The organism is Gulosibacter sediminis (assembly GCF_023370115.1).
Classification (GTDB): domain Bacteria; phylum Actinomycetota; class Actinomycetes; order Actinomycetales; family Microbacteriaceae; genus Gulosibacter; species Gulosibacter sediminis_A.
This window is the reverse complement of sequence record NZ_CP097160.1, coordinates 1,222,685-1,243,344: the sequence shown is the minus strand read 5'-3', so window position 1 is coordinate 1,243,344 and position 20,660 is coordinate 1,222,685. Positions and strand designations below refer to the sequence as shown.

The following is a 20,660-nucleotide window of genomic DNA, read 5'->3' as shown; positions in this document are numbered from 1 at the left end:
TCATGATTGGTCCATAGTCCGATCAACAACCTTTGCTGGTAGTGCAGTTAGGTACGAACGAAGGGCGCTGTCATCCAGCTCCCCGGCGCGCAGCGCGCGTCGGAACTGCTTTCGGTCGATCGCGTGAGTTACGCAGTCAACACGAGGATGTAACCACGCGCCTCGGCCGGGCAGTGTCCGGTTCCAGTCGAGCTGGAGCCTTCCAGATACCTCGACAACTCTGATGAGTTGTTCTTGTGAGGCGCGCACGCGACATCCAATGCACGTTCGCACTGCATCCATACTACTCCCCCGTCGGCGCACGCGCCGCTACGACTCGTCGGGGTCTTCCATAACGCTGTCGGGCTGGATATCGATCCGGGCGCCGGTGAGGCGCGCGGCGAGGCGGGCGTTCTGCCCCTCCTTGCCGATCGCGAGTGACAGCTGGAAGTCGGGAACGAGCACGCGCACGGCCTTCGTCTTCGGATCGAGCACGAACGAGCTCGACACCTTGGCGGGGCTCAGGGCGTTGGCTACGAAGTCGGCGAGGTTGTTCGAGTAGTCGACGATGTCGATCTTCTCGTCGTCGAGTTCATTCGTCACGGCGCGTACGCGAGCACCGAGCGGGCCGATGCAAGCGCCCTTCGCGTTGAAGCCCGGCTCGGTCGCGCGCACGGCGACCTTCGAGCGGTGGCCCGCCTCGCGAGCGACCGCAACGATGTCGACCATGCCGTTGGCGATCTCGGGAACCTCGTTCGCGAACAGCTTGCGCACGAGCTGCGGGTGGGTGCGCGAGACGGTAATGCGCGCGCTGCGGGTGCCGCGACCCACGCGCTCGACTCGCTCGACCTTCGTCACGAAGACGCGGATGCGGCGGCCGTGGCGGTAGTCCTCGCCCGGTACCTGCTCCTCGGGCGGCATGATCGCCTCGACGCCCGGGGAGATCTCGATGCGCACCATCTTCGGGTCGTCACCCTGCTGGATCACGCCGTTGACGATGTCGCCCTCGCGACCACGGAACTCGCCGAGCACCTTGTCGGTGTCGATGTTGCGCATCCGCTGCGTAATGACCTGCTTCGCCGCGGCTGCCGCGATGCGGCCGAAGTCTTCTGCCGGCAGAAGCGCCTCGCCGATCACCTCGCCCTCTTCGTTGTACTGCGGTTCAACGATGGTGACCTCGCCGGTGCGGCGGTCGAGGTTGACGCGCGAGCCCTCCGGCGGCGTGGCCTTGCCGACCTCGGCGGTCGTGTGCTTTACGTAGGCGGCGAAGATGGCCTGCTCGAGGATCTCGACGAGTTCGTCGAAGGGGATTTCCCGTTCCCGCTCGAGTGTTCTCAGCACTGCAGGATCGATCTTCATGGGCTCTCCTCCGTATTCAGATTTCGGTGCCGGCCTCGCGCCGGAAACGATTATCTTACCGCACGGGCCGCGAGCAGCGCAGGAATTGCCTCGCCGATCGGGACCTGGGTGCGTTCGTTGCTGCGACGGTTCCAGAGTTCAACGATGCCCTCGGCCGCCGTCTTGCCCGCGATGAGGATCCAGGGAATACCGATGAGCTCGGCGTCGCCGAACTTCACGCCGGGCGATTCCTTCGGACGGTCGTCGAAGAGCACCTCGAGCCCCTCGGCCTCAGCACCCTCGGCGAGCTGCGTGGCGACCTGCAGGGGCGCCTCGCCCTTGCCCGTGGCGATCACGTGGACGTCGAAGGGTGCGAGCTCCTCGGGCCAGATCAGGCCTCGGTCGTCGTGGTTCTGCTCGGCTACGAGGGCGAGGTTTCGGGTCACGCCGATGCCGTAAGAACCCATGGTCACGACAACCTGCTTGCCGTTGGGGTCGAGCACCTTGGCGCCGAGCGCCTCGGCGTACTTGCGGCCGAGCTGGAAGACGTGGCCAATCTCGGTGCCGCGCTCCGCGGTGATCGGGCCGAGCCCGCCGGGGGCCGGGTCGCCGTCGCGCACCTCGGCGGCCTCGACGCGGCCGTCGGCCACGAAGTCGCGGCCGAACACGAGGTGCCGCACGTGCTGCTCATTCACGTTCGCTCCGGTGACCCAGGTCGAGCCGTCGCCGATGCGGGTGTCGAGGAAGTACGGGATGCCGGAGATCGATTCCTCGCCGAGGAACTGCTTGCCGTCCTTCCACGGGCCGATGTAACCACGAATGAGTTCGGGATGCGCCTTGAGGTCGTCCTCGGTCGCGGCCTCGACCTCGCGGGGTGCGAAAGCGATCTCGAGCCGCTTCATGTCGACCGCGCGGTCGCCCTGCAGTCCAACAATCGCGAGCTCGCGCTTGCCCTCGTGGTCGGTGAGCGCCACCACGAGGTTCTTCAATGTGGCGTCGCCGGTGATGTTTTCCATTTCGCAGATCGCGTCGATCGTGCCCGCGTTCGGGGTGTCGAACACCTCGACGGCCGGGTCGCCCGACGCGTCGCGAGGCTCGGCCGGGGTCGCCGTGTAGGCCTCCACGTTCGCCGCGTAGCTGCCGTCGGCCGTGCGCACGAAGGTGTCCTCACCGATCTCGGTCGGGTGCAGGAACTCCTCCGACTTCGAACCGCCCATGGCGCCCGAGTCGGCGGCGACGATGACGTAGTCGAGTCCGAGCCGGCGGAAGATGCGCTCGTACGCGTCGCGCTGCGCCTGGTAGCTCGCCTCGAGGCCCTCGTCGTTCCAGTCGAACGAGTAGGCGTCCTTCATCGTGAACTCGCGGCCGCGCAGGATGCCGGCGCGAGGGCGGGCCTCGTCGCGGTACTTGTCCTGAATCTGGTAGATCGTGATCGGGAGGTCCTTGTACGACGAGAAGAGGTCCTTCACCGCGAGGGTAAACGCCTCCTCGTGCGTCGGCGCGAGCACCATCTCGGCGTCCTTGCGGTCGCGGAGGTGGAACATCCCGTCGCCGTAGTCCTCGACGCGACCGGTCGCCTCGTAGAACTCCTGCGGCAGCAGTGCCGGGAAGAGCATCTCCTGCGCGCCGGCTGCCGTGAGTTCCTCGCGGACGATCGCCTCAACGCGCCGGCGAACTCGCAGCCCGATCGGCAGCCAGGCGAAAATGCCTGGCGCCTGGCGTCGGATGTACCCGGCGCGAACGAGTAGGCGGTGGCTGGCGACCTCGGCGTCGGCCGGGTTGTCGCGGAGCGTGCGAAGGAAGTAGTTCGACAGGCGTTGGATCACGTCGGCCATCGTACCCCGCGTTACCACGGTTGATCGGGCTGGCTCTGCCCATAACCGCCCTCTTCGTCCTCGACGTCGTTCTGGCGATCCTGCTGATTGTCGCCGAGCCCGTTCTCGAGCTCGTCGAGCGCATCCGGATCGGGCTGCGATTCGCTGCCGCCGTCGCTCTCGCCACCGGGGCTGTCCGACCCGTCGCCCCCATCATCCTGCGGCTGCTCGTCCTGCTGCTGCAGTTCTTCGAGCTTCTCGGTGATGCGGGCGTCGCTGTCGGTGATCGAGCGGTTCGAGGTCGAGAACTCGCAACTTGCGTCGGCCTCCTCGAGCACCGTCAGCGCCTCCTGATACTTCGCGACGGCCGTCTGCACGTCCTCCGCCTCGAGGGCGAGGTCGCCCTCCCGCTCGATCGCGATCGCGAGGTTCGCACGGATCGGGCACTGCTCCGCCGGGCTCGCCAGGTCGAGCGCAGAGTGGAATTGCTCCTGTGCCTCGGCCAGCGCATCCAGCCGCAGGTAGTTCGTGCCCATGTTGTAGAACGGCTTCCACGGCTCGACGACGTTCACGAACTTGAGCTGGCCCGAAGTGTTCAACGAGCCCTCGTACTCGGTCTGCGAGTACTGACTGAGTGCGGTCTGCGCAATGACGTGTTGCGAGATGAGCTTCGCCGACACCAGCAACAGGGCGATGGCGAGCGGCAGGCTCCAGAGCATGAGGCGGCGACGAAGGTGCCGACGCCGGCGCGCCTTGGCGATCGCCGGGTCCTGCACCTTGGCCTTGCGCTTGTGACGCACCGTGCGGTCGCTCACGAAATCGCTCTTGTCCTCACTCATACGTCGTCACCCGCCTCGCGTGCATCCTCTCGCCGTTCCTGGTCGGTGAGTGCGTCGCGCACCTCTCGGCCCGCCCGCACAAGCAGGAAGCTCTCGATGAGCAGCCAGCCGACAATGACCATCGCGAATACCCAGTAGATCGGGAAGCTCATGCGATTGGCGGTGTCGGGCGCCAGGGTGCCGCGTCGCACATCGACGTCCGCCGCCTCCGGCTCGGAGGACGCGTCGCGGTGCTGATAGCTCACGCGCAGCTGCTGCGCGATGCTGTCGAGGGTGTCCTCGTCAATCTTCGAGATGCCTGGCTCGTAGCTGCCGGAGTCGTAGATGTAGTCGGCGTAGTCACGGGCGTAGGTGTCGTACGCGCGCACTTTCGCGCCGGCCTTCGTGCCGTATCCGAGCACGCTCCCGCCCTGCACGAGGCCCGCTGACTCCGAGAAGTCTTCCTCCTCGCCGTTGAGCGTGTCCTCCCCATCGCCCAGGTAGTAGACGAGCCGCGCACGCTCGCCCTCGGGGTCGGCCTCGACCGCATCCCGTAGTACCTCGTGCAGGAGATCGGCCGCGACCGTGGGCGAGGAGCCCATTGCGTAGTAGCCGTCCTCCGGCGTGAGGAGATCGACCGCCTCCTGCAGCGCGGTGGCATCGGTGGTGAAGGGCAAGCGCTGCGACGCGACCGAGTTGAAGGTGATCATGGCGTAGCGCGCCCCCGGGTGATCCGCGGCGAGCTGCTTGATGTCTTCCTTCATGCCCTCGAGTCGCACGGCTTCGCCGCCCCAGTCTTCGGCCCCGACCGACGCCGAGGTATCGACGACAAACACAACGTCGACCGCATCGTTCGCGACGTTCGCCGAGTAGGTACCGATTCCGGGACGTGCGAGCGCCGCGACGAGCGCGAGCACCATCACCAGGCGCCCGAGCCACATGAGCCGGGCCCGGGCGGATGCGCGAATCGCCGCGTAGACGACGTAGCCGACGAGCAGCACCGCGACCACCACGAGCAGCCATGGCTCGAGCATGGGATTCCAGGTCATATCCGGAGCCTCCTCGCGCAGACGAGGAACACCGGCACGCCGATGAGCAGCCCCCAGAGCCAGAATTCGGGGCGGTCGATGACATAGAGCTGCGGCGCGCCCTGAATCTTGCTCGTCTGTTCGCTCGTGATCGTGTCGACGATCTCATCGACCGAGTCTTCAGCGGTGAGTGGGAAGTAAGGGAATTCGTACTGGCTCATGACGCCCTCGTACTCGGCCGCGAAGGCGTCGCGGTACTCGTTCGCGTCGAGGCCGAACACCGTGATGAAGTTGTCGCGGGCGTAGGCCGCGGCCTGGTCGAGTGAGACGGTCGGCGCGCCGTTCACGACGTTGTCGGTGGCGAGGATGATCGACCTCGAGCGTCCATCGTCGACAGGTGGCTCCTCGGAGGACGGCTCGGCGCCGGGGAACTGCATGACGCAGGAGGCGAGGCCGTCGCCGACGAGCGACGCGCCGGGGCGCGTGAGCGTGCCGCTCGTGTACACGGCCGAACCGGTGCCCGACTTCATCGCGTCGCGCACGGTCTTGAGTTGATCTTCGACGAACGCGTAGTCGTCGGTCAACGGGAACACGGGCACGGCCGAGGAGTTCCAGAGCACGAGCGACATGCGCTCGCCCTCGAAGCCGGGCAGCATCTCGAGGTAGCGGTCGATCACGTCGGCGTCGTATTCGGTCATCGAGCCCGAGACGTCGAGGCAGAGCACGATGTCGCGGTTGTATTTCTCGGGCGTCTCCACCCGGGTGTAGACCCAGCGTGCGGCCGCCACGGTGCCCGTGGCCAACACAAGGGCGAGCACGACCGCCGTCACGCCGATGAACAGGCCCGAACGCGCGAGTGCCTTCCGATAACCGGGCAACTCAGTGACGCGCCAAGAGTTCGCAATCGCTCGCCCGCCGGCGCGGTGCCGGCCGAGCCACCACCCCGCGGCAATGGCAGCGACGAGCGTCACGATGACGACGATGGGCAACCACCAGAACGCTAGTTCCATCCCGAAATCACCGCCCTCGCGTCTCGGGTCGCCGCGGCGACGTCGCGCTGCGCCTCGGGCGCGAAGATGCCCGGGTAAAGCTGCGCCACCGTCCGCGTGGTGCCGTGCAGCTGCGTACGGGACAGGTCAGCCAGCGTCATGTGGTCGGCGGGCACGCCGGTCGCGTCGGCCACGAACTCGCGGATCGTCGCGCTGAGCTGCTCATATGCGGATCGGTCGTCGAGTTCACCCGCACGCGCCCGCCGCTCGATGTCGTCGACCCGCCAGAATGCCTCGATGCGGGCCGCGTCCACGTCAACCTCCGCCTCCGGCTCGGGCGCGGTATCTTCCCCACGATCGCGGGTGAAGACCCAGACGAGCAGGTAGTAGAGCGCGATGACGGCCACAAGGGCGATGCCCAGCCAGAGCCAGAAGGGGCTGTAGCCGACGAGCGGAAGCACCTCGCCGGGCAGCTCGGGTGGAGTGGTGGCGCTGGCGAAGTTAGATGCGGGCATGCTGCCTCACTCGCAGGAGTTCGAGCAGGGCGGGCACCGTCGCGTCGACGCTCTCGATGCGGGTATGTGAAACGCCCCGCCGTTCGAGTTCGGTGCGCAGTTCGCGGGCGCGTTCCGCCATCGCGATGTCGAGCTCGCGGCGCAGTTTCGGCGAGCGCGCGAGCGTGCGTGGCATTTCCCAACCGTCGTCGACGTCAAAGCTCGGGGCCTCGCCGCCGTGCCCAATCGGGTCGCCGTCGCCGACCTCGAGCCACACGAGCTGGTGCGCGGCAGACAGCGCGCCGAGCTGCTCGCGGAGCCGCGCATCCAGGGGCAACTCATCGGCGATGACGACCACGAACATCCGCTGCTTGAGCGTGACGCGGGCGCGGTCGAGCAGGCCGAGCACGTCGCTGCGGGCACCATCGATGGCGATCGGCTCGCTCGCGGCCCGAAGGCCTCGCTCGAGCGCGCCCTCGGTGGCACGGAACGGCAGCTGGTGCACGCCGTCGGCGTTGCCGCTAATGAAGGCGACCTCGTCGCCGTGACGCTGCGCGATGTAGCCGAGCGCGCCGGCCGCCATCACCGCGATGTCGCGCTTCGAATCGCCGGCGGTTGAGCCGGTGGCCATGTTGCGACCCGAATCCATGACGAAGCAGACCCGGTTGCGCCGCTCATCGGCCCAGCGCCGCACGAGCGTCGTGCCCGAGCGAGCCGAGGCGTTCCAATCGATGTCGGCCACCTCGTCGCCCGGCTCGTACTCGCGCAGATCGTCAAAGTCCATGCTGCGGCCACGATGCATCGCGGCGTACTGGCCCTCGAGCAGGTGCGTGGCGCGTCGACGAGACCGCAGAAACAGCTTCGTCTTGACGCGCGTGAGCAGTGCCTCCTCGGTCACGGCGTGCGAACCGCCTGCAGGATCGCGTCGATGACCTGCTCGGGCCGAACGCCGGTGGCCTCGGCCTCGAAGCCGAGCAGCACGCGGTGGCGCAGGATGCGGTACGCGAGCGAGCGCACATCCTCGGGAATCACGTGGTCGCGGCCCTGCAGCAGCGCGACCGCGCGGGCGCCCGCGGTGAAGTTGATCGACGCGCGGGGCGAGACACCCGCCTCGACGAGGCGAGCAATGTCGGGGTCGAGGTACTGGTCGACGTGCCGGGTGACGTAGGCGATCGACACGATGTACTCGGTGATCGCTGGGTCGATGTAGACGCGGCGGGTGAGTTCCTGCAGCTGCAGGATTTCTTCGAGCGATGCCACGGGCTCGGGGTGGTCAAGGAACACTCCCGCATCGATGCGGCGCAGCACCTCGGCCTCTTCGTGCGGCTGCGGGTAGTCGAGCACATCCTTGAGCATGAAGCGGTCGAGCTGTGCCTCGGCGAGCACGTACGTGCCCTCCTGCTCGATGGGGTTCTGCGTCGCGATCACGAGGAACGGGTCGGGCAGCGGGTAGCGCTTGCCGCCGATCGTCGTCTGGCGCTCCTGCATCGCCTCGAGCATGGCTGACTGGGTCTTGGCGCTCGAGCGATTGATCTCGTCGAGCAGCACGACGTTCGCGTGCACCGGGCCGAGCCGGGTCTCGAAGCGCGCCTCGACCGCGTCGTAGACCTGCGTGCCGATGATATCGCTCGGCAGCAGGTCGGGCGTGCACTGGATGCGCCGGAACTGGCCGTCGAGCGCCGCCGCGAGCGTCTCGGCCGCCGTGGTCTTCGCGAGGCCGGGCACCGATTCGAGCAGCACGTGGCCTCCCGTGAGCAGGCCGATGAGCAGCGTCTGCCGGAGCCGATCCTGCCCCACCACCCGACTTTCAAGTGCGGTGCCGATCCTGCCGGTGAGGTCGTACGCTCTTGCGAGGTCGTCGTGGGTGATGCGGGAGGCAGTCATGCCAGCCATCGTACGCAGCCCGCGCTCGCGACTGCGTCAGACCGAAGTCGGCCCCAGAACAGAACTAGGCGATGACTTCGGGCGTGCCCTGCACATCCGACGGCATTTCGGCCGCGATGCGCTCGGCTTCCTGAATCAGCGTCTCGACGATCTGATCTTCCTGCACGGTCTTGATGACCTCGCCCTTGACGAAGATCTGGCCCTTGCCGTTGCCGCTCGCGACGCCGAGGTCGGCCTCGCGGGCCTCGCCCGGGCCGTTGACGACGCAGCCCATGACCGCGACGCGGATCGGCACCGTGAGGTGCTTGAGGCCCTCCTGCACCGAGTCGGCGAGGGTGTAGACGTCGACCTGGGCGCGGCCGCACGACGGGCACGAGACGATTTCGAGGCGGCGTTCGCGCAGGTTGAGCGACTGCAGGATCTGCAGGCCGACTTTGACCTCTTCGACCGGGGGCGCCGAGAGCGATACGCGAATCGTGTCGCCGATGCCGTCGGACAGCAGCGAGCCGAAGGCGACGGCCGACTTGATGGTGCCCTGGAAGGCGGGCCCAGCCTCGGTAACGCCGAGGTGCAGCGGCCAGTCGCCGCGCTCGGAGAGCATGCGGTAGGCCCGCACCATGACTACCGGGTCGTTGTGCTTCACCGAGATACCGAAGTCGTGGAAGTCGTGCTCCTCGAACAGGCTCGCTTCCCACACCGCCGACTCGACGAGCGCCTCGGCGGTGGGCTTGCCGTACTTTTGCAGCAGCGAGGGCTCGAGCGAACCGGCGTTCACGCCGATGCGCAGCGCAACACCGGCATCCTTCGCCGCCTTCGCAATGTCGCCGACCTTGTCGTCGAACTTACGGATGTTGCCCGGGTTGACGCGCACGCCGGCGCAGCCAGCATCGATGGCCTGGAACACGTAGTTCGGCTGGAAGTGAATGTCGGCGATGACCGGAATCTGGCTCTTCTTCGCGATGATCGGCAGCGCCTCGGCGTCGTCGCGGCTCGGCACGGCCACGCGCACGATGTCGCAGCCGGATGCGGTGAGCTCGGCGATCTGCTGCAGCGTCGCGTTGATGTCGGTCGTCGGCGTCGTGGTCATCGACTGCACCGAAATCGGCGCGTCGCCGCCCACGAACGTCGAGCCGAGCTTGACCTTGCGAGTCTTGCGGCGCGGGGTGATGACGGAGGGGACGCTGGGAAGTCCGAGATTTACTGCAGGCACGCCCTCAGTTTACGCGGAGGCACCTGCACCCGCCGTATTCCCGATTGCTCTGTCAGCGATCACGCCTGTCGTTAGGGCGAAGAGAACAGGCTGATCGGGTTCACGATGTCGGTGAAGATGAACAGCGCGCCAATGAGGATGAGGATGGTCGCCATCACCATCGTGACGGGCAGCAGCTTTGCGGCGTCGAACGGGCCGGGGTCGGGCTTGCCGCGCACGCGAGCCCACCAGCGGCGCAGGCCATCCCAGAGCGCCGCCGCGATGTGTCCGCCGTCGAGCGGCGGCAGCGGCACGAGGTTGAGCACGCCGAGCATGACGTTGAGCGAGCCGACGATCGAGAGCACCGTCGCGACGCGGTCGAGCACGGGCGTGTCTTCCATCGACACGACCTCGCCCGTGATGCGGCCGACCCCGACCACGCTCATCGGCCCGTAGGGGTCGCGCTCGGCGCCGAGAAAGCCGGCCTGGAACATCTGCACGACGCGCTCGGGCATCGTCACGATGACGTTCGCGACGCTCGTGAGGTTGTCCCAGTACATCTCCCCCACGAACGTGAGGTCCTGCTGCTCGCGCGCGCTGACGGCCGTGAAGCCGACGAAGCCGACCGTCTCGGTGAGGGCGTTGCCGTTCTCGTCCTCGACCACCTGACCGGTCTGCGGGTCGGTGACGTAGATCTCGTTCGGCCGCGGCGTCACGGTGAGATCGAGCGTCTCGTCCCCGCGCTCGACCGTGAGGGTGAGTGGCACATCCGCCGAGACACGGATCGTGCTCTGCAGCTCATCCCAGCCGCTCAGCGGCGAGCCGTTCAGCGAGGTGATGGTGTCGCCCGGCAGCAACCCGGCTGCGGCACCCGGCGAGGGTTCGTCGCACTCGTCGGTCGAGGCCTCGCTGCCAGCGGGCACGACGCACTCGTAGACGTCGCCGACCGTCGTCGTCGGCTGATAGACGCCGAAGCCGACCGCGACAATCGAGAAGATCATGGCCGCGAGCACGAAGTTCATGATCGGGCCGCCGAACATGATCAGCAGGCGCTTCCAGACCGGCAGGCGGTAGAAGGTGCGGTCGTCCTCGCCGACCATGATGGTCTCGGCGCTCGCCTCACGGCCGTCCTGAATGAGCCGGCTGAACATACCCGTGCCGGCAGCCTTCGCCTTGTCGCCGGGCTCGGGCGGGTACATGCCGATCATCGAGATGTAACCGCCAAGCGGCAGCAGCTTGAAGCCATACTCGGTTTCGCCGCGCTTGAACGACCAGATCGTCGGGCCGAAGCCGATCATGTACTGCGGCACGCGCACGTTGAAGCGCTTCGCGAAGAACAGGTGCCCCAACTCGTGCAAAGCGATGGAAATCCCGAGCCCGAGCACGGCCGCGAGAATGCCAACGACGAAGAGCACGATTCCAGTCACGAGCGGCAAGCCTAGCGCCGCAGGCTTGGGAGCCGGCCTAGGCGCGGTGGAGGATGCGCTGCTTCGCCGCCTCGCGCGCCCAGCTTTCCGCTCGGTCGAGCATCTCGCGCGTCACCGGTCCGGTGTCGGCGGCAAAGCCGTCGACCACCTCGCTCACCGTGTCGACGATGCCGAGGAACGACAGCGCGCCATCGTGGAAGGCGTCGACCGCAACCTCATTGGCGGCGTTGAATACGGCGGGATGCGCGCCGCCGGCCTCGCCGACGCGTCGCGCGAGCCGTAGCGCCGGGAAGTTCCCGTGGTCGGGCGCCGAAAACGACCAGGTCTGTTCGAAGTCCGGCTCACCCCAGCGAATCGGTGCGACCGCGCCGGGCACGCGGTGCGGCCAGTCGAGCGCAAGGGCGATGGGGAGCCGCATGTCGGGGTTCGACACCTGCGCGATGGTCGCCCCGTCGCTGAACTCGACCATCGAGTGCACCATCGACGTCGGGTGAATCACTACGTCGATGCGCTCGAACGGCACGTCGAACAGCAGGTTCGCTTCAATCATCTCGAGGCCCTTGTTCACGAGGGTGGCCGAGTTCGTGGTGACGACGCGGCCCATGTCCCAGGTGGGGTGCGCGAGCGCGTCGGCCGGGGTGACCGCCTCGAGCTCGGCGCGGTTGCGCCCACGGAACGGGCCCCCGGACGCCGTGAGCACGAGCCGCGACACCTCGCCGCGCGTGCCGCCGGCGAGGCACTGGGCGATCGCAGAGTGTTCTGAGTCGACGGGCACGATCTGACCAGGGCGGGCAATCTGGCGCACCAGCGGCGCCCCGACGATGAGCGACTCCTTGTTTGCGAGCGCCAGCGTGGTGCCAGTCTCGAGGGCGGCAAGGGTCGGGCCGAGCCCGACCGAGCCGGTGATGCCGTTCACGATGACGTCGGCCGCAACGTCTCGCACGAGCCGCTCCGCGTCGGCCGCGCCGAGCGCGGTCGCCGAGCTTTGGATCCCAAACTCTGCCGCCTGCGCGGCGAGCTGCTCGCGATTGCGACCGGCGCTGAGCCCGACCACCTTGAACCGGTCTGGATTCGCGCGAACGATGTCGAGGGTCTGGGTGCCGATGGACCCGGTCGAGCCGAGCACGAGGATGCGTCTGAGATCAGGCATAGTCCCCAAGGTAGACCGTCACGCTCCTCGCCTTGTGCGTAACATGGCCAGGTTGGAGCGATACAGCAGACGCGAGAGGTGCAGCGATGACGACGGCTACGTTCACGGGAGATAGCGCAGCCGAATTGGCGGTGGTCTCGCGCAATGGCTTTGTCGAGTCCCGCCACCTCGGCAGCGCGGTCGTCGTCGGCCGCGAGGGCGAACTGCTCTACGAACTCGGCAGCCCCTCCTCCCCCGTGTTTGCGCGCTCGACCCTCAAGGCCCTGCAGACGCTCGCCTCGCTCGAGGCCGGCGCCGAGCTCGACGGCGAGCACCTCGCGATCGCCTGCGCGAGCCATATCGGCACGCCCGGGCACGTGGCCCTGGTGCGGGATGTGCTCGGCCGCGCCGCGCTCGACGAGCGGGCACTGCAGTGCCCGCCGGCCTGGCCGCTCGACCGCGCGAGCCGCGACTCGCTCATCCGTTCCGGCGAAGCCTCGGCCTCGGTTTACATGGAATGCTCCGGCAAGCACGCCGGTTTCCTCGCGGCCTGCCGCGCCGCCGAGTGGCCCGTCGAGACCTACCTGCAGCCCGACCACCCGCTGCAGCAGCTCGTGGCACAGACCGTTGCGCGGTTCTCGGGCGAGCAGATCCGCGCCACCGGCGTTGACGGCTGCGGTGCCCCCGTGTTCGCCATTTCGCTCACGGGCCTGGCCCGGGCAATGTCGCGGTTCGCGACGGCTCAGTCGAGCTCGCCCTTTGCCATCTTCCGTAACGCCGCCAAGATCTGGCGCGCGCAGCTCGAGCATCCGTGGACGATCCAGGGCGCAGGTCGCGCCGACTCGGTCGTCATGGAGCAGCTCGGCGTGTTCGCCAAATCGGGCGCCGAGGGCCTCCAGGTGCTCGTCGCACCCGACGGCACCTCCGTCGCGGTGAAGATGCTCGATGGTTCCAACCGTGCCGGCATGCTCGTCGCGCTGCAGCTGCTGCTCGCTGCTGGCAGCATCGACGCGGAGGGCGCGCAGCGGGTGCTGCCCGCCCTGCGACTCGAGGTGCTCGGCGGCGGGCAGCCCGTCGGCAGCATCATGCTCGGCAAGGACGTTCCCACCACGTTCTAGGCGCTGGCTCACGTTGCTGCCATCGCCTCGATTGCGATCGGCACGCCGTCACGCACCTGAAGCCGACGCACCGTTCCCTGCGGGGTGCGCAGGAATCCCCGCGAACCGAGGTCGCGCACTGCCGGCGGCAACGGGTCGGCTCGGAAGAGGCTGCGCCACTCGCCGGGGGTGATGCCGATGAGGGCGACGTCGCGGTGTTCGGCGACCCGGGCGATGGCCCCGTACGCGCCCAGCCACTGCTCGACGTCGCCGAGGTAGTGAGCGTCGCCGAGGCCGTGCTCGCGCAGCGTTGCCGCGCTCGGCGGCGGAAGCACCGTGGCCCCGCTTCGCTCAAGCGCCTGCGCGATCGGCGCGCCGCGGCGGGCGACGAGAGCGACTCCCCCGCCTGCCGCAGAGAACGGCAACCATCGGAGTTGCGCTGGTTCTTCGACCGGCGTCGGCTGGCCCACTGCGACCTGTACGAGGTCACGGCCGAGCCGCCCCCGGCCGGGTGCCCAGTTTGGTTGCCAGTCAGCCGGTTCGCCGCCCTGCAGAATCCAGTCGTTGCGCGTTGCGTGCGTGAGCCGCAACGTCTGATCGCACTGCTGTTGGATGCGCAATAGCTGGCCCCCGCACCGCCGTGCCGATACGACAACGCTCGTTGCCCGCTCCGACGCGTGCCGGAGGAACGTGTGCAGCCGATCAAGCAGCGCCGCCCGGTGTTCGTCGCCGAGTCGTTGTTCGATTGCGTCAAGGTCATCGATGACGACGAGCCGGTGCCGCGGCGCAACTTCCGGGGCCGCCGAGAGCCGCTCGATGGCGTCCCACGCTCCCTCCGCGTCGCGCGGCACCCGTACGACCTCCCAGCCCGTCCCGCGTGCGGCCTCGGCAAGCGTGTCGATGGTCGTGGTCCGGCCACAACCGCCGGCCCCGAGCACGAACAATTGTTGGCCGGCACGCAATGATGCCGCGCGACGCGCCTGCTGCGAAGGCAGATCGACTTCGCCGAAGACGAGCTCGTCGGTGCCCGCCGAGGGCAAGTCGCTGGCTGCCAGGACGTTCGGCAGCGGCGGATGCCAGAGCGCGCGGGGTGCGGCGCCGCCGGCGCGACGGAGCCGTGCTCGCTCGTGGCGAGCTATTCGCTCAATGAGCGGCTGGCCGGCTCTCGCAACTTGCACGAGCGAGTTGACCCCGCCGATGCGCAACCAGGCGCGTCCGCGCTGCGCCGCCGGGATCTTAATCGCGTCGGTAGTGCCGAGGAGGGTCTGCGAGTCGCTGGTCTGCTCGACGCGCAAGCAAATTCGGAGTGAGCAATTCGCGAGGAGTTCCTCCCGAAACGTGCCGGTGGGTCGCTGAGTGCACATGACGAGGTGAATGCCGAGGCTTCTGCCGCGTGCCGCCACGTCGGCGATCAACTCCTGGAGTTGTGGATGCGCGCCGACGAGCGCCTGAAACTCGTCAATAAACACCACGAGTCGAGTCATTCCGGCAACACCGTCGGGAGCCAGATCGCGCAGCCCGTGATCACGCAGCCATTGCTCGCGCCGGCGAAGCTCGGCGCGCAAGCTCTCGCTCACACGCAGCGCATCGTCACCGTCGAGGTCGGTCACGATGCCCGCGCAATGCGGCAGCGAGGCGAGCGCGTCGAAGGTGGCGCCGCCTTTGAAGTCGAGGCAGAGCATCGTCAGCTCGGAGCTCGTGTGGTGCTTGGCGAGGGCCACCGCCCACGCCACAAGCAACTCGCTCTTGCCGCTGCCGGTCGTGCCGCCGATGACCGCGTGGGGTCCGTCGCTGATCAAATCGACGCTGCGTGCGCCCGCCGCATCCAGCAGGAATGCTGCGGAGCCGGGCCTGGCTGCCGCGACGGCGAGGTCGTCGAGCCGGCAGTCGTTGGGCAGGAGCTGCTCTGCCCGTCGGCGGGCATCTTGTGCCGCTACTACCGTCGGAAGCCACGCCCGAAGCTGGGGCGCGCCAAGTTGGGCCGGCACGATGCGGGTCACGACACCGGAGGCATCAACGAGTGTCGCTGAGCCGTCAGCTTCGAGTTGCAGCTGAGCTCGGTCATCCACGTCGCGCGGCACATGCGTAGCAAGAATCAGGTCGGCCTCGGCGCAGGCGTCGAGGTGGACACCGGCCGTAAGCAGCTCCGCCCGCAACTGCCCGAGAGCGCTACCCGCCACCGCAAGCCGTGCCGACGGGTCGGTCGCCAAAAGCCCCACCACGACGGCCCTCGCGAGGGCGATGAGCCCTGGTGCCTCCCCCGAAACCACGACGCACCGAGTTTCGAGGGTGACCGGCATGCCCGCAGTCGTCGAGACCCGCGACGCGAGTTCGGCATTCACGCCGCTCGTGCGCAATTCGCCCCGAATAGAAGTGGTGCCGAGGGCGACCGCGGTGCCGTTGACGCGCGCGCCGCGCACGATGTCTTCCGCGATGGGAGTCGCGATGCGGGCCCGCATGCGAATGCGGTCATGGGCGGCGCGAGCCTGGGCCAGGCACTCCTCAACCTCGCGCTCATACTCTTTGAATGCGCGGCGATAGCGTCGGCGACCACCAACCCGCTGGTCGATGACGTTCGCGATGCCGAGCACTGGCCCGAACACCGCGAAGATGAGTACGTAGGGGCTCTGCAACACGGCGAAGAGCACCCCGGCGATGATTACCGGAGCGATCACCATGACGTAAGGGAAGCCATTTGGCCGATCGAGCTTCGGGCGTTCGGGCAGCGCCAGCGCAGCTTCCTGCTGCTCGGCCGGCGTCTCGGCCACCTGCGAGAGCAGTGACATCCGGCCGCCTAATCCTCGGCGACAGCGCTGCGCGTCGGCCCCGCACAACCGGAGCCAACGACCCATCCGGGCACGTACCCCTGGTCGACGCGCTCGAGCACCTCGGCAGCCAGCGCATGATGGCCCGCCCGCAGCGCCCTGCGCGCATACTCGCTCGCAATGGAGGCACGCCCGGCGAGACAGTTCAGCCACGAAAGCGCGGCCAACGCTCCGCGGGCCTCGCGTTCGCTGACGTGGCTCGCGATGGTCCGCAGCGCGCTGATCGCCCGCTCCACCCGTGGCAGGTCAGCGGGGATGAAGTCGGCAAACACCTCCGTGAGGCCCGTCAGCTCTGACTCAGGCATGTTCTCCGCGAGGTCGAGCCAGATTGCTTCGACGCGCTCGCTGATGTCGCTACCCAGCGCACCGTTTGCCACGATGAGTTCGAGGGTGCGGAGGCGACGCAGGCCGCGGCTGACGAGCGCCACGAGAATAGGCTCGTACTCGGGGTCGAGCCACCGTGCACCGTCAAGGAACAAGTTCCAGGCGCAGAGCACCTCGTCGTCGGTGATCTCAGCAAGGTGGGCGTGCTCGGCCAGGAGCTCGTCAACCCGGGTTCTCGCAGCGGCCGGGGCAGGAGCGATCTCGATCGCCTCGGCGACATCAGCGGGGATGGCTGGCGCGAGCGCAGACACGACCTCATCGCGTGGCCCGCCGCGGGAGCCCCAATACTCAGACCAGGCGTCGCTCGCGACGCAGGCCCCGCCCACTACGTGGAGGCCGAGCCGCTTCGAGCGCCGAGCGAGCGTCTCGAGTTCGAGGGTGTACGGCGCAATATTGCCGGCGTGGGCCTTCTCAGTGAAGACAGCGAAGAATAGCCGCTCGACGTCGCCCAGTCGGAGCACATGCTCAAGAACGGCATGGCCAAATCCCTCGGCGTCATCGCCAGCTGGCTGCGGCAAATCGACACGGATCATGGCGCTGCTCGGGCCGCCGCTGAAGGGGATGACGACAAGGGATTCGTTCGGCGTGAAGCCGAGCACTTCGGGGATGGTGCGAAGAACTTCGTGGATGGAGGTGAGGATGCGTGGAGAGGTCATGCCGCACAAACTAGGAGGGCCCGCCAGCTGCACGCTGACGGGCCCGAGCAATCCGTGGATTACTTCGCGGGTGCGCGATCTGTGGAAAACTCCCCCGATCGCGAACCTTGACGGTTCCTAGGAGTTATTGCGGTCGTAGCCGCCGCCGTAAGGGTTCTCGTTCGAGCCGCCATACGGGTTATCGGTGGCGCCGTTCGAGCCGGTCGTGCCAGCCGAACCGGCCTGGCCCGGAGTATCGGGCTGCTGACCGTACTGGTTCTGCTGACTACCCTGGTTGGGCTGCTGCCCATACGGGTTCTGCTGCTGACCGCCCTGGCCGGGCTGCTGACCGTAGGGGTTCTGCTGGGCGGGCTGCTGGCCGTACTGGTTCGGCTGCTGCCCGTAGCCGGGCTGCTGACCGTACTGTCCTGGCTGCTGGCCGAACTGTTGCGGCTGCTGGCCATAGCCCTGCTGCTGAGGCTGCGCCGGGTATGCGCCAGGCTGCTGGGCATATCCACCAGGCTGCTGGTACCCGGTGGTCGAGTACGGCTGAACGCCCTGGTTAGCGCCCGCCGCCGATGCGCCCGCAAGCTTGCCGTCGGGCAGGCCACGCCACTTCGAGCTGTCGAACGCCACGATGCCGAGCCACACGATGGGCAGGAAGATCCAGAGGACCACCCACGCGCCTTCCTTGTTGAAGCCGATGCCGATCCGGTAGACCGAGATCGCGACAAACACCACGGCGGCGATGGCCGCGAGCTGCCCCAGGAACGGAATCCAGGTGACAAGGAACGCCAAGGAGATCCATCCCGGGTTGCCGCCCGCTTCGAGCAGCACCCACTGGTTGTAGACGGGCACCCAGGCCTTCCAGCCCTCAATGTTCATCTTCTCGAACACCTTCATGAGGAAGAAGGCAACGAGTGCGTAAGCAAGCAACCCAACGACGAGACCGCCGATGATCGCCCCCGCGCTGATCGACGCGGCAAAGCTGTAGTCGTACATGGATTCGCTCCTAGTGTGCGCAACGAGAGATACGTCAAGACACTAGCGTGGCGACATGGCCCACAGGGCGCCAAGCCGCAAAGTCACAACTCGAGTACGACGGCCTCTCCCTCAGCGGACGATATCGACGACACCATCGGCGCGCCGCTCCCAGCTCGCGAACGAGCCGAGCGCAGCCATTACCTCGGCGAGCGAGGCAGGCTCGGGCTCGCCGGCGAACCGTTCGGCCATTGCCCGGATGAGCAGCCCCTTGTTCTGCTTGTTGAAGTGGTTGAGCGAGCGGGTCGACCCGTCGTCGAGCCGCTCCTTCACATCGCCCCAGGCGTGATCGGTGCCGTGGTCAATGGCCCCGAGGCCGACGTAGCCCTTCGAGCGGAGGTCGAGGATGGGCCCCCGGTGCGCCCGCAGCGCGGTGGCGATGTGCGTGCGCCAACGCTGCTTCAGCGGCGCGCCAGGCAGCTTGGAGTCGTATGACAGCCGGTAGGCCGCAATCGGGTCGCTGGCCATAACGAGACCGTACAGCGCGGAGTGGATGGCAACGTGACGGTCAACCCAGGCGCGGGCCTCGGGAGTCAGCGTGGCCGCGTCGATCGCGTCGTAGAGCACGCCCGTGTACCGCTCGATCGCGGGCTTGCGTGGCGCATCCTCGAGGGCGCGATTGCGCTCGAGCTCGACCTCGGCCAATTTCGGCGAGATCTTCAGCGCCATTCGTGCCGCGTCGGGTGCGCCGTGCGCGAGCTGCACGAGGCTCTCGCGCACGTTTGCCCGCACGGGGTCGAGCTCGGGCCAGTGGAGTTTCTTGCTGAGACGGCGATTGCCGCCGTCCGATTTTGTTTCGGACGGCGGCAATAGCACGAGAAATGACGAGGTCACTCGGTAATGGAGGCCTCACCGGCGACGACGGTCACCACGTTGTTCGCCACCGAAAGGAAGCCATCCGCGGCGTGTGCGTGGATCTGCTTGCCCTCGGCGGTGCTCACGCGCACCTTGCCATCGGCAAGGATCGCGAGCACCGGGGTGTGGTCGACACGGATGCCGATCTCACCTTCGACGGTGCGGGCGATGACCTGGCTCGCCTGGCCTTCCCACACGGTGGCCGTTGCCGAAACGACGGTCACGTGCAGCTGGTTTGCGGAGTTGACCATGCGCTAGTTCATTTCCTTCTGCATCTGGGCCCACTTCTCTTCCACGTCGGAGATCGCGCCGACGTTGAAGAACGCCTGCTCGGCAACGTGGTCGAAGTCGCCGCGGACGATGGCGTCGAAGCCCTCGACCGAGTCCTTGATGCTCACAGTCGAACCCTCGACACCGGTGAAGCGAATCGCGGTGTAGGTGTTCTGCGAGAGGAACTGCTGGATGCGGCGGGCGCGCGACACGGTGATCTTGTCTTCTTCAGAGAGCTCGTCAACACCGAGGATCGCGATGATCTCCTGGAGTTCCTTGTTCTTCTGCAGAATCTGCTTCACCGCGGTCGCGACGCGGTAGTGGTCGTCGCCAACGTACTGCGGGTCGAGGATGCGGCTGGTCGAGGCCAGCGGGTCGACGGCCGGGTAGAGACCACGCGAGGCAATTGCACGCGAAAGCTCAGTGGTGGCGTCGAGGTGCGCAAACGTCGTCGCGGGGGCGGGGTCGGTGTAGTCGTCCGCAGGCACGTAAATGGCCTGGAGCGACGTAATCGAGTGACCACGCGTCGAGGTGATGCGCTCCTGCAGCAGACCCATCTCGTCCGCCAGGTTGGGCTGGTAGCCCACGGCCGAAGGCATACGGCCCAGCAGGGTCGACACCTCCGAACCAGCCTGGGTGAAGCGGAAGATGTTGTCGATGAACAGGAGGACGTCCTGGTTCTGCACGTCGCGGAAGTACTCGGCCATGGTGAGGCCGGTCAGCGCGATGCGCAGACGGGTCCCCGGCGGCTCGTCCATCTGACCGAACACAAGGGCGGTCTTGTCGAGCACGCCCATGTCTTCCATCTCGTAGATGAGGTCGTTGCCCTCACGGGTACGCTCACCGACGCCGGCGAACACCGACACACCACCGTGGTCCTGCGCAACACGGGTGATCATCTCCTGGATGAGCACCGTCTTGCCAACACCGGCACCACCGAAGAGGCCGATCTTGCCACCCTGCACGTACGGGGTGAGGAGGTCGATGACCTTGATGCCGGTCTCGAAGATCTCGGTCTTCGACTCGAGCTGGTCGAATGCCGGCGGCTCGCGGTGGATCGGCCAGCGCTCGGTGATCTCGTAGGGCTCGTTGATCATCGAGTCGTTGAGCACGTCGCCGGTCACGTTGAAGACCTTGCCCTTGGTCACGTCGCCGACGGGGACCGTGATGGGCCCGCCGGTGTCAGTGACTTCCTGGCCACGGACGAGGCCGTCAGTCGGCTTCATCGCAATGGCGCGGACCAGGTCATCGCCGAGGTGCTGGGCAACCTCGAGCGTGAGCTCGAAGCTCTCGTCGCCCATGCTGACCTGCGTCTTCAGGGCGTTGTAAATGCCGGGCATCGCGTCGTGCGGGAACTCGATGTCGACCACCGGGCCCGTAATTCGAGCGATGCGACCGACGCCCGCGGCCGCTGGGGCCGAGGACTGTTCGAACGTCGCGTTCGTCGTCATTTGAGGTGTCCTT

At 67.3% G+C, this 20,660-nt stretch carries 19 protein-coding genes; 1 reads left to right on the top strand and 18 read right to left on the bottom strand.

What is annotated here, in order from left to right; translation table 11 throughout:
* The 12 genes from M3M28_RS05680 to M3M28_RS05625 form a co-directional block, all read right to left on the bottom strand.
* Positions 1-282 (bottom strand): YlxR family protein, encoded by a 282-nt coding sequence (locus M3M28_RS05680; RefSeq protein ID WP_249387842.1) that lies wholly within the window; start codon positions 280-282, stop codon positions 1-3.
* Positions 283-309: 27 nt separating this feature from the next.
* Positions 310-1,338 carry a transcription termination factor NusA gene (gene nusA, locus M3M28_RS05675; protein ID WP_249387841.1) on the bottom strand — a complete coding sequence of 343 codons (1,029 nt, stop codon included), beginning with the start codon at positions 1,336-1,338 and terminating at the stop codon, positions 310-312.
* Positions 1,339-1,388: 50 nt separating this feature from the next.
* Complete coding sequence (locus M3M28_RS05670; protein ID WP_249387840.1) at positions 1,389-3,152, bottom strand: proline--tRNA ligase; 1,764 nt, start codon at positions 3,150-3,152, stop codon at positions 1,389-1,391.
* Between the two features lie 11 nt (positions 3,153-3,163).
* Positions 3,164-3,970 carry a hypothetical protein gene (locus M3M28_RS05665; RefSeq protein WP_249387839.1) on the bottom strand — a complete coding sequence of 269 codons (807 nt, stop codon included), beginning with the start codon at positions 3,968-3,970 and terminating at the stop codon, positions 3,164-3,166.
* On the bottom strand, positions 3,967-4,998 hold the full coding sequence (locus M3M28_RS05660; RefSeq protein ID WP_249387838.1) for a vWA domain-containing protein: 1,032 nt from the start codon (positions 4,996-4,998) through the stop codon (positions 3,967-3,969). The genes M3M28_RS05665 and M3M28_RS05660 overlap by 4 nt, the downstream gene beginning before the upstream one ends.
* A complete protein-coding gene (locus tag M3M28_RS05655; protein ID WP_249387837.1) occupies positions 4,995-5,987 on the bottom strand; it encodes a VWA domain-containing protein in 993 nt (330 codons plus the stop codon). The genes M3M28_RS05660 and M3M28_RS05655 overlap by 4 nt, the downstream gene beginning before the upstream one ends.
* Positions 5,978-6,481 carry a hypothetical protein gene (locus tag M3M28_RS05650; protein WP_249387836.1) on the bottom strand — a complete coding sequence of 168 codons (504 nt, stop codon included), beginning with the start codon at positions 6,479-6,481 and terminating at the stop codon, positions 5,978-5,980. Before M3M28_RS05650 ends, M3M28_RS05655 begins: the two co-directional genes overlap by 10 nt.
* Positions 6,468-7,358 carry a DUF58 domain-containing protein gene (locus M3M28_RS05645; protein WP_249387835.1) on the bottom strand — a complete coding sequence of 297 codons (891 nt, stop codon included), beginning with the start codon at positions 7,356-7,358 and terminating at the stop codon, positions 6,468-6,470. The genes M3M28_RS05650 and M3M28_RS05645 overlap by 14 nt, the downstream gene beginning before the upstream one ends.
* Positions 7,355-8,353: an AAA family ATPase gene (locus tag M3M28_RS05640; RefSeq protein ID WP_249387834.1), complete on the bottom strand. Its 999-nt coding sequence runs from the start codon at positions 8,351-8,353 to the stop codon at positions 7,355-7,357. The genes M3M28_RS05645 and M3M28_RS05640 overlap by 4 nt, the downstream gene beginning before the upstream one ends.
* 55 nt (positions 8,354-8,408) lie before the next feature.
* Entirely contained in the window at positions 8,409-9,554 is a 1,146-nt protein-coding gene (gene ispG / locus M3M28_RS05635; protein ID WP_249387833.1) for a flavodoxin-dependent (E)-4-hydroxy-3-methylbut-2-enyl-diphosphate synthase, read from the bottom strand.
* Positions 9,555-9,625: 71 nt separating this feature from the next.
* Positions 9,626-10,960 carry a M50 family metallopeptidase gene (locus M3M28_RS05630; RefSeq protein ID WP_249387832.1) on the bottom strand — a complete coding sequence of 445 codons (1,335 nt, stop codon included), beginning with the start codon at positions 10,958-10,960 and terminating at the stop codon, positions 9,626-9,628.
* Positions 10,961-10,997: 37 nt separating this feature from the next.
* Complete coding sequence (locus M3M28_RS05625) at positions 10,998-12,110, bottom strand: 1-deoxy-D-xylulose-5-phosphate reductoisomerase (RefSeq protein ID WP_249387831.1); 1,113 nt, start codon at positions 12,108-12,110, stop codon at positions 10,998-11,000.
* Between the two features lie 86 nt (positions 12,111-12,196).
* Between M3M28_RS05625 and M3M28_RS05620 the strand changes: the two genes are divergently transcribed.
* On the top strand, positions 12,197-13,207 hold the full coding sequence (locus M3M28_RS05620) for an asparaginase (protein WP_249387830.1): 1,011 nt from the start codon (positions 12,197-12,199) through the stop codon (positions 13,205-13,207).
* An 8-nt stretch (positions 13,208-13,215) separates the two neighbouring features.
* Here the strand turns inward: M3M28_RS05620 and M3M28_RS05615 are convergent, their stop codons facing one another.
* From M3M28_RS05615 to atpD, 6 genes are all read right to left on the bottom strand, one after another.
* Positions 13,216-15,972 carry an FtsK/SpoIIIE domain-containing protein gene (locus M3M28_RS05615; RefSeq protein WP_249387829.1) on the bottom strand — a complete coding sequence of 919 codons (2,757 nt, stop codon included), beginning with the start codon at positions 15,970-15,972 and terminating at the stop codon, positions 13,216-13,218.
* Between the two features lie 8 nt (positions 15,973-15,980).
* Complete coding sequence (locus M3M28_RS05610) at positions 15,981-17,051, bottom strand: DUF4192 family protein (protein WP_249387828.1); 1,071 nt, start codon at positions 17,049-17,051, stop codon at positions 15,981-15,983.
* A gap of 117 nt (positions 17,052-17,168) precedes the next feature.
* Positions 17,169-18,032, bottom strand: a complete 864-nt coding sequence (locus M3M28_RS05605; protein ID WP_249387827.1) for a DUF5684 domain-containing protein — start codon at positions 18,030-18,032, stop codon at positions 17,169-17,171.
* A 111-nt stretch (positions 18,033-18,143) separates the two neighbouring features.
* Positions 18,144-18,905, bottom strand: coding sequence for a YaaA family protein (locus M3M28_RS05600; RefSeq protein ID WP_249387826.1), 762 nt, complete (start codon positions 18,903-18,905; stop codon positions 18,144-18,146).
* Entirely contained in the window at positions 18,902-19,177 is a 276-nt protein-coding gene (locus tag M3M28_RS05595; RefSeq protein ID WP_249387825.1) for a F0F1 ATP synthase subunit epsilon, read from the bottom strand. Before M3M28_RS05595 ends, M3M28_RS05600 begins: the two co-directional genes overlap by 4 nt.
* A gap of 3 nt (positions 19,178-19,180) precedes the next feature.
* Positions 19,181-20,647 (bottom strand): F0F1 ATP synthase subunit beta, encoded by a 1,467-nt coding sequence (atpD, locus tag M3M28_RS05590; protein WP_249387824.1) that lies wholly within the window; start codon positions 20,645-20,647, stop codon positions 19,181-19,183.
* Positions 20,648-20,660: the final 13 nt, after the last annotated feature.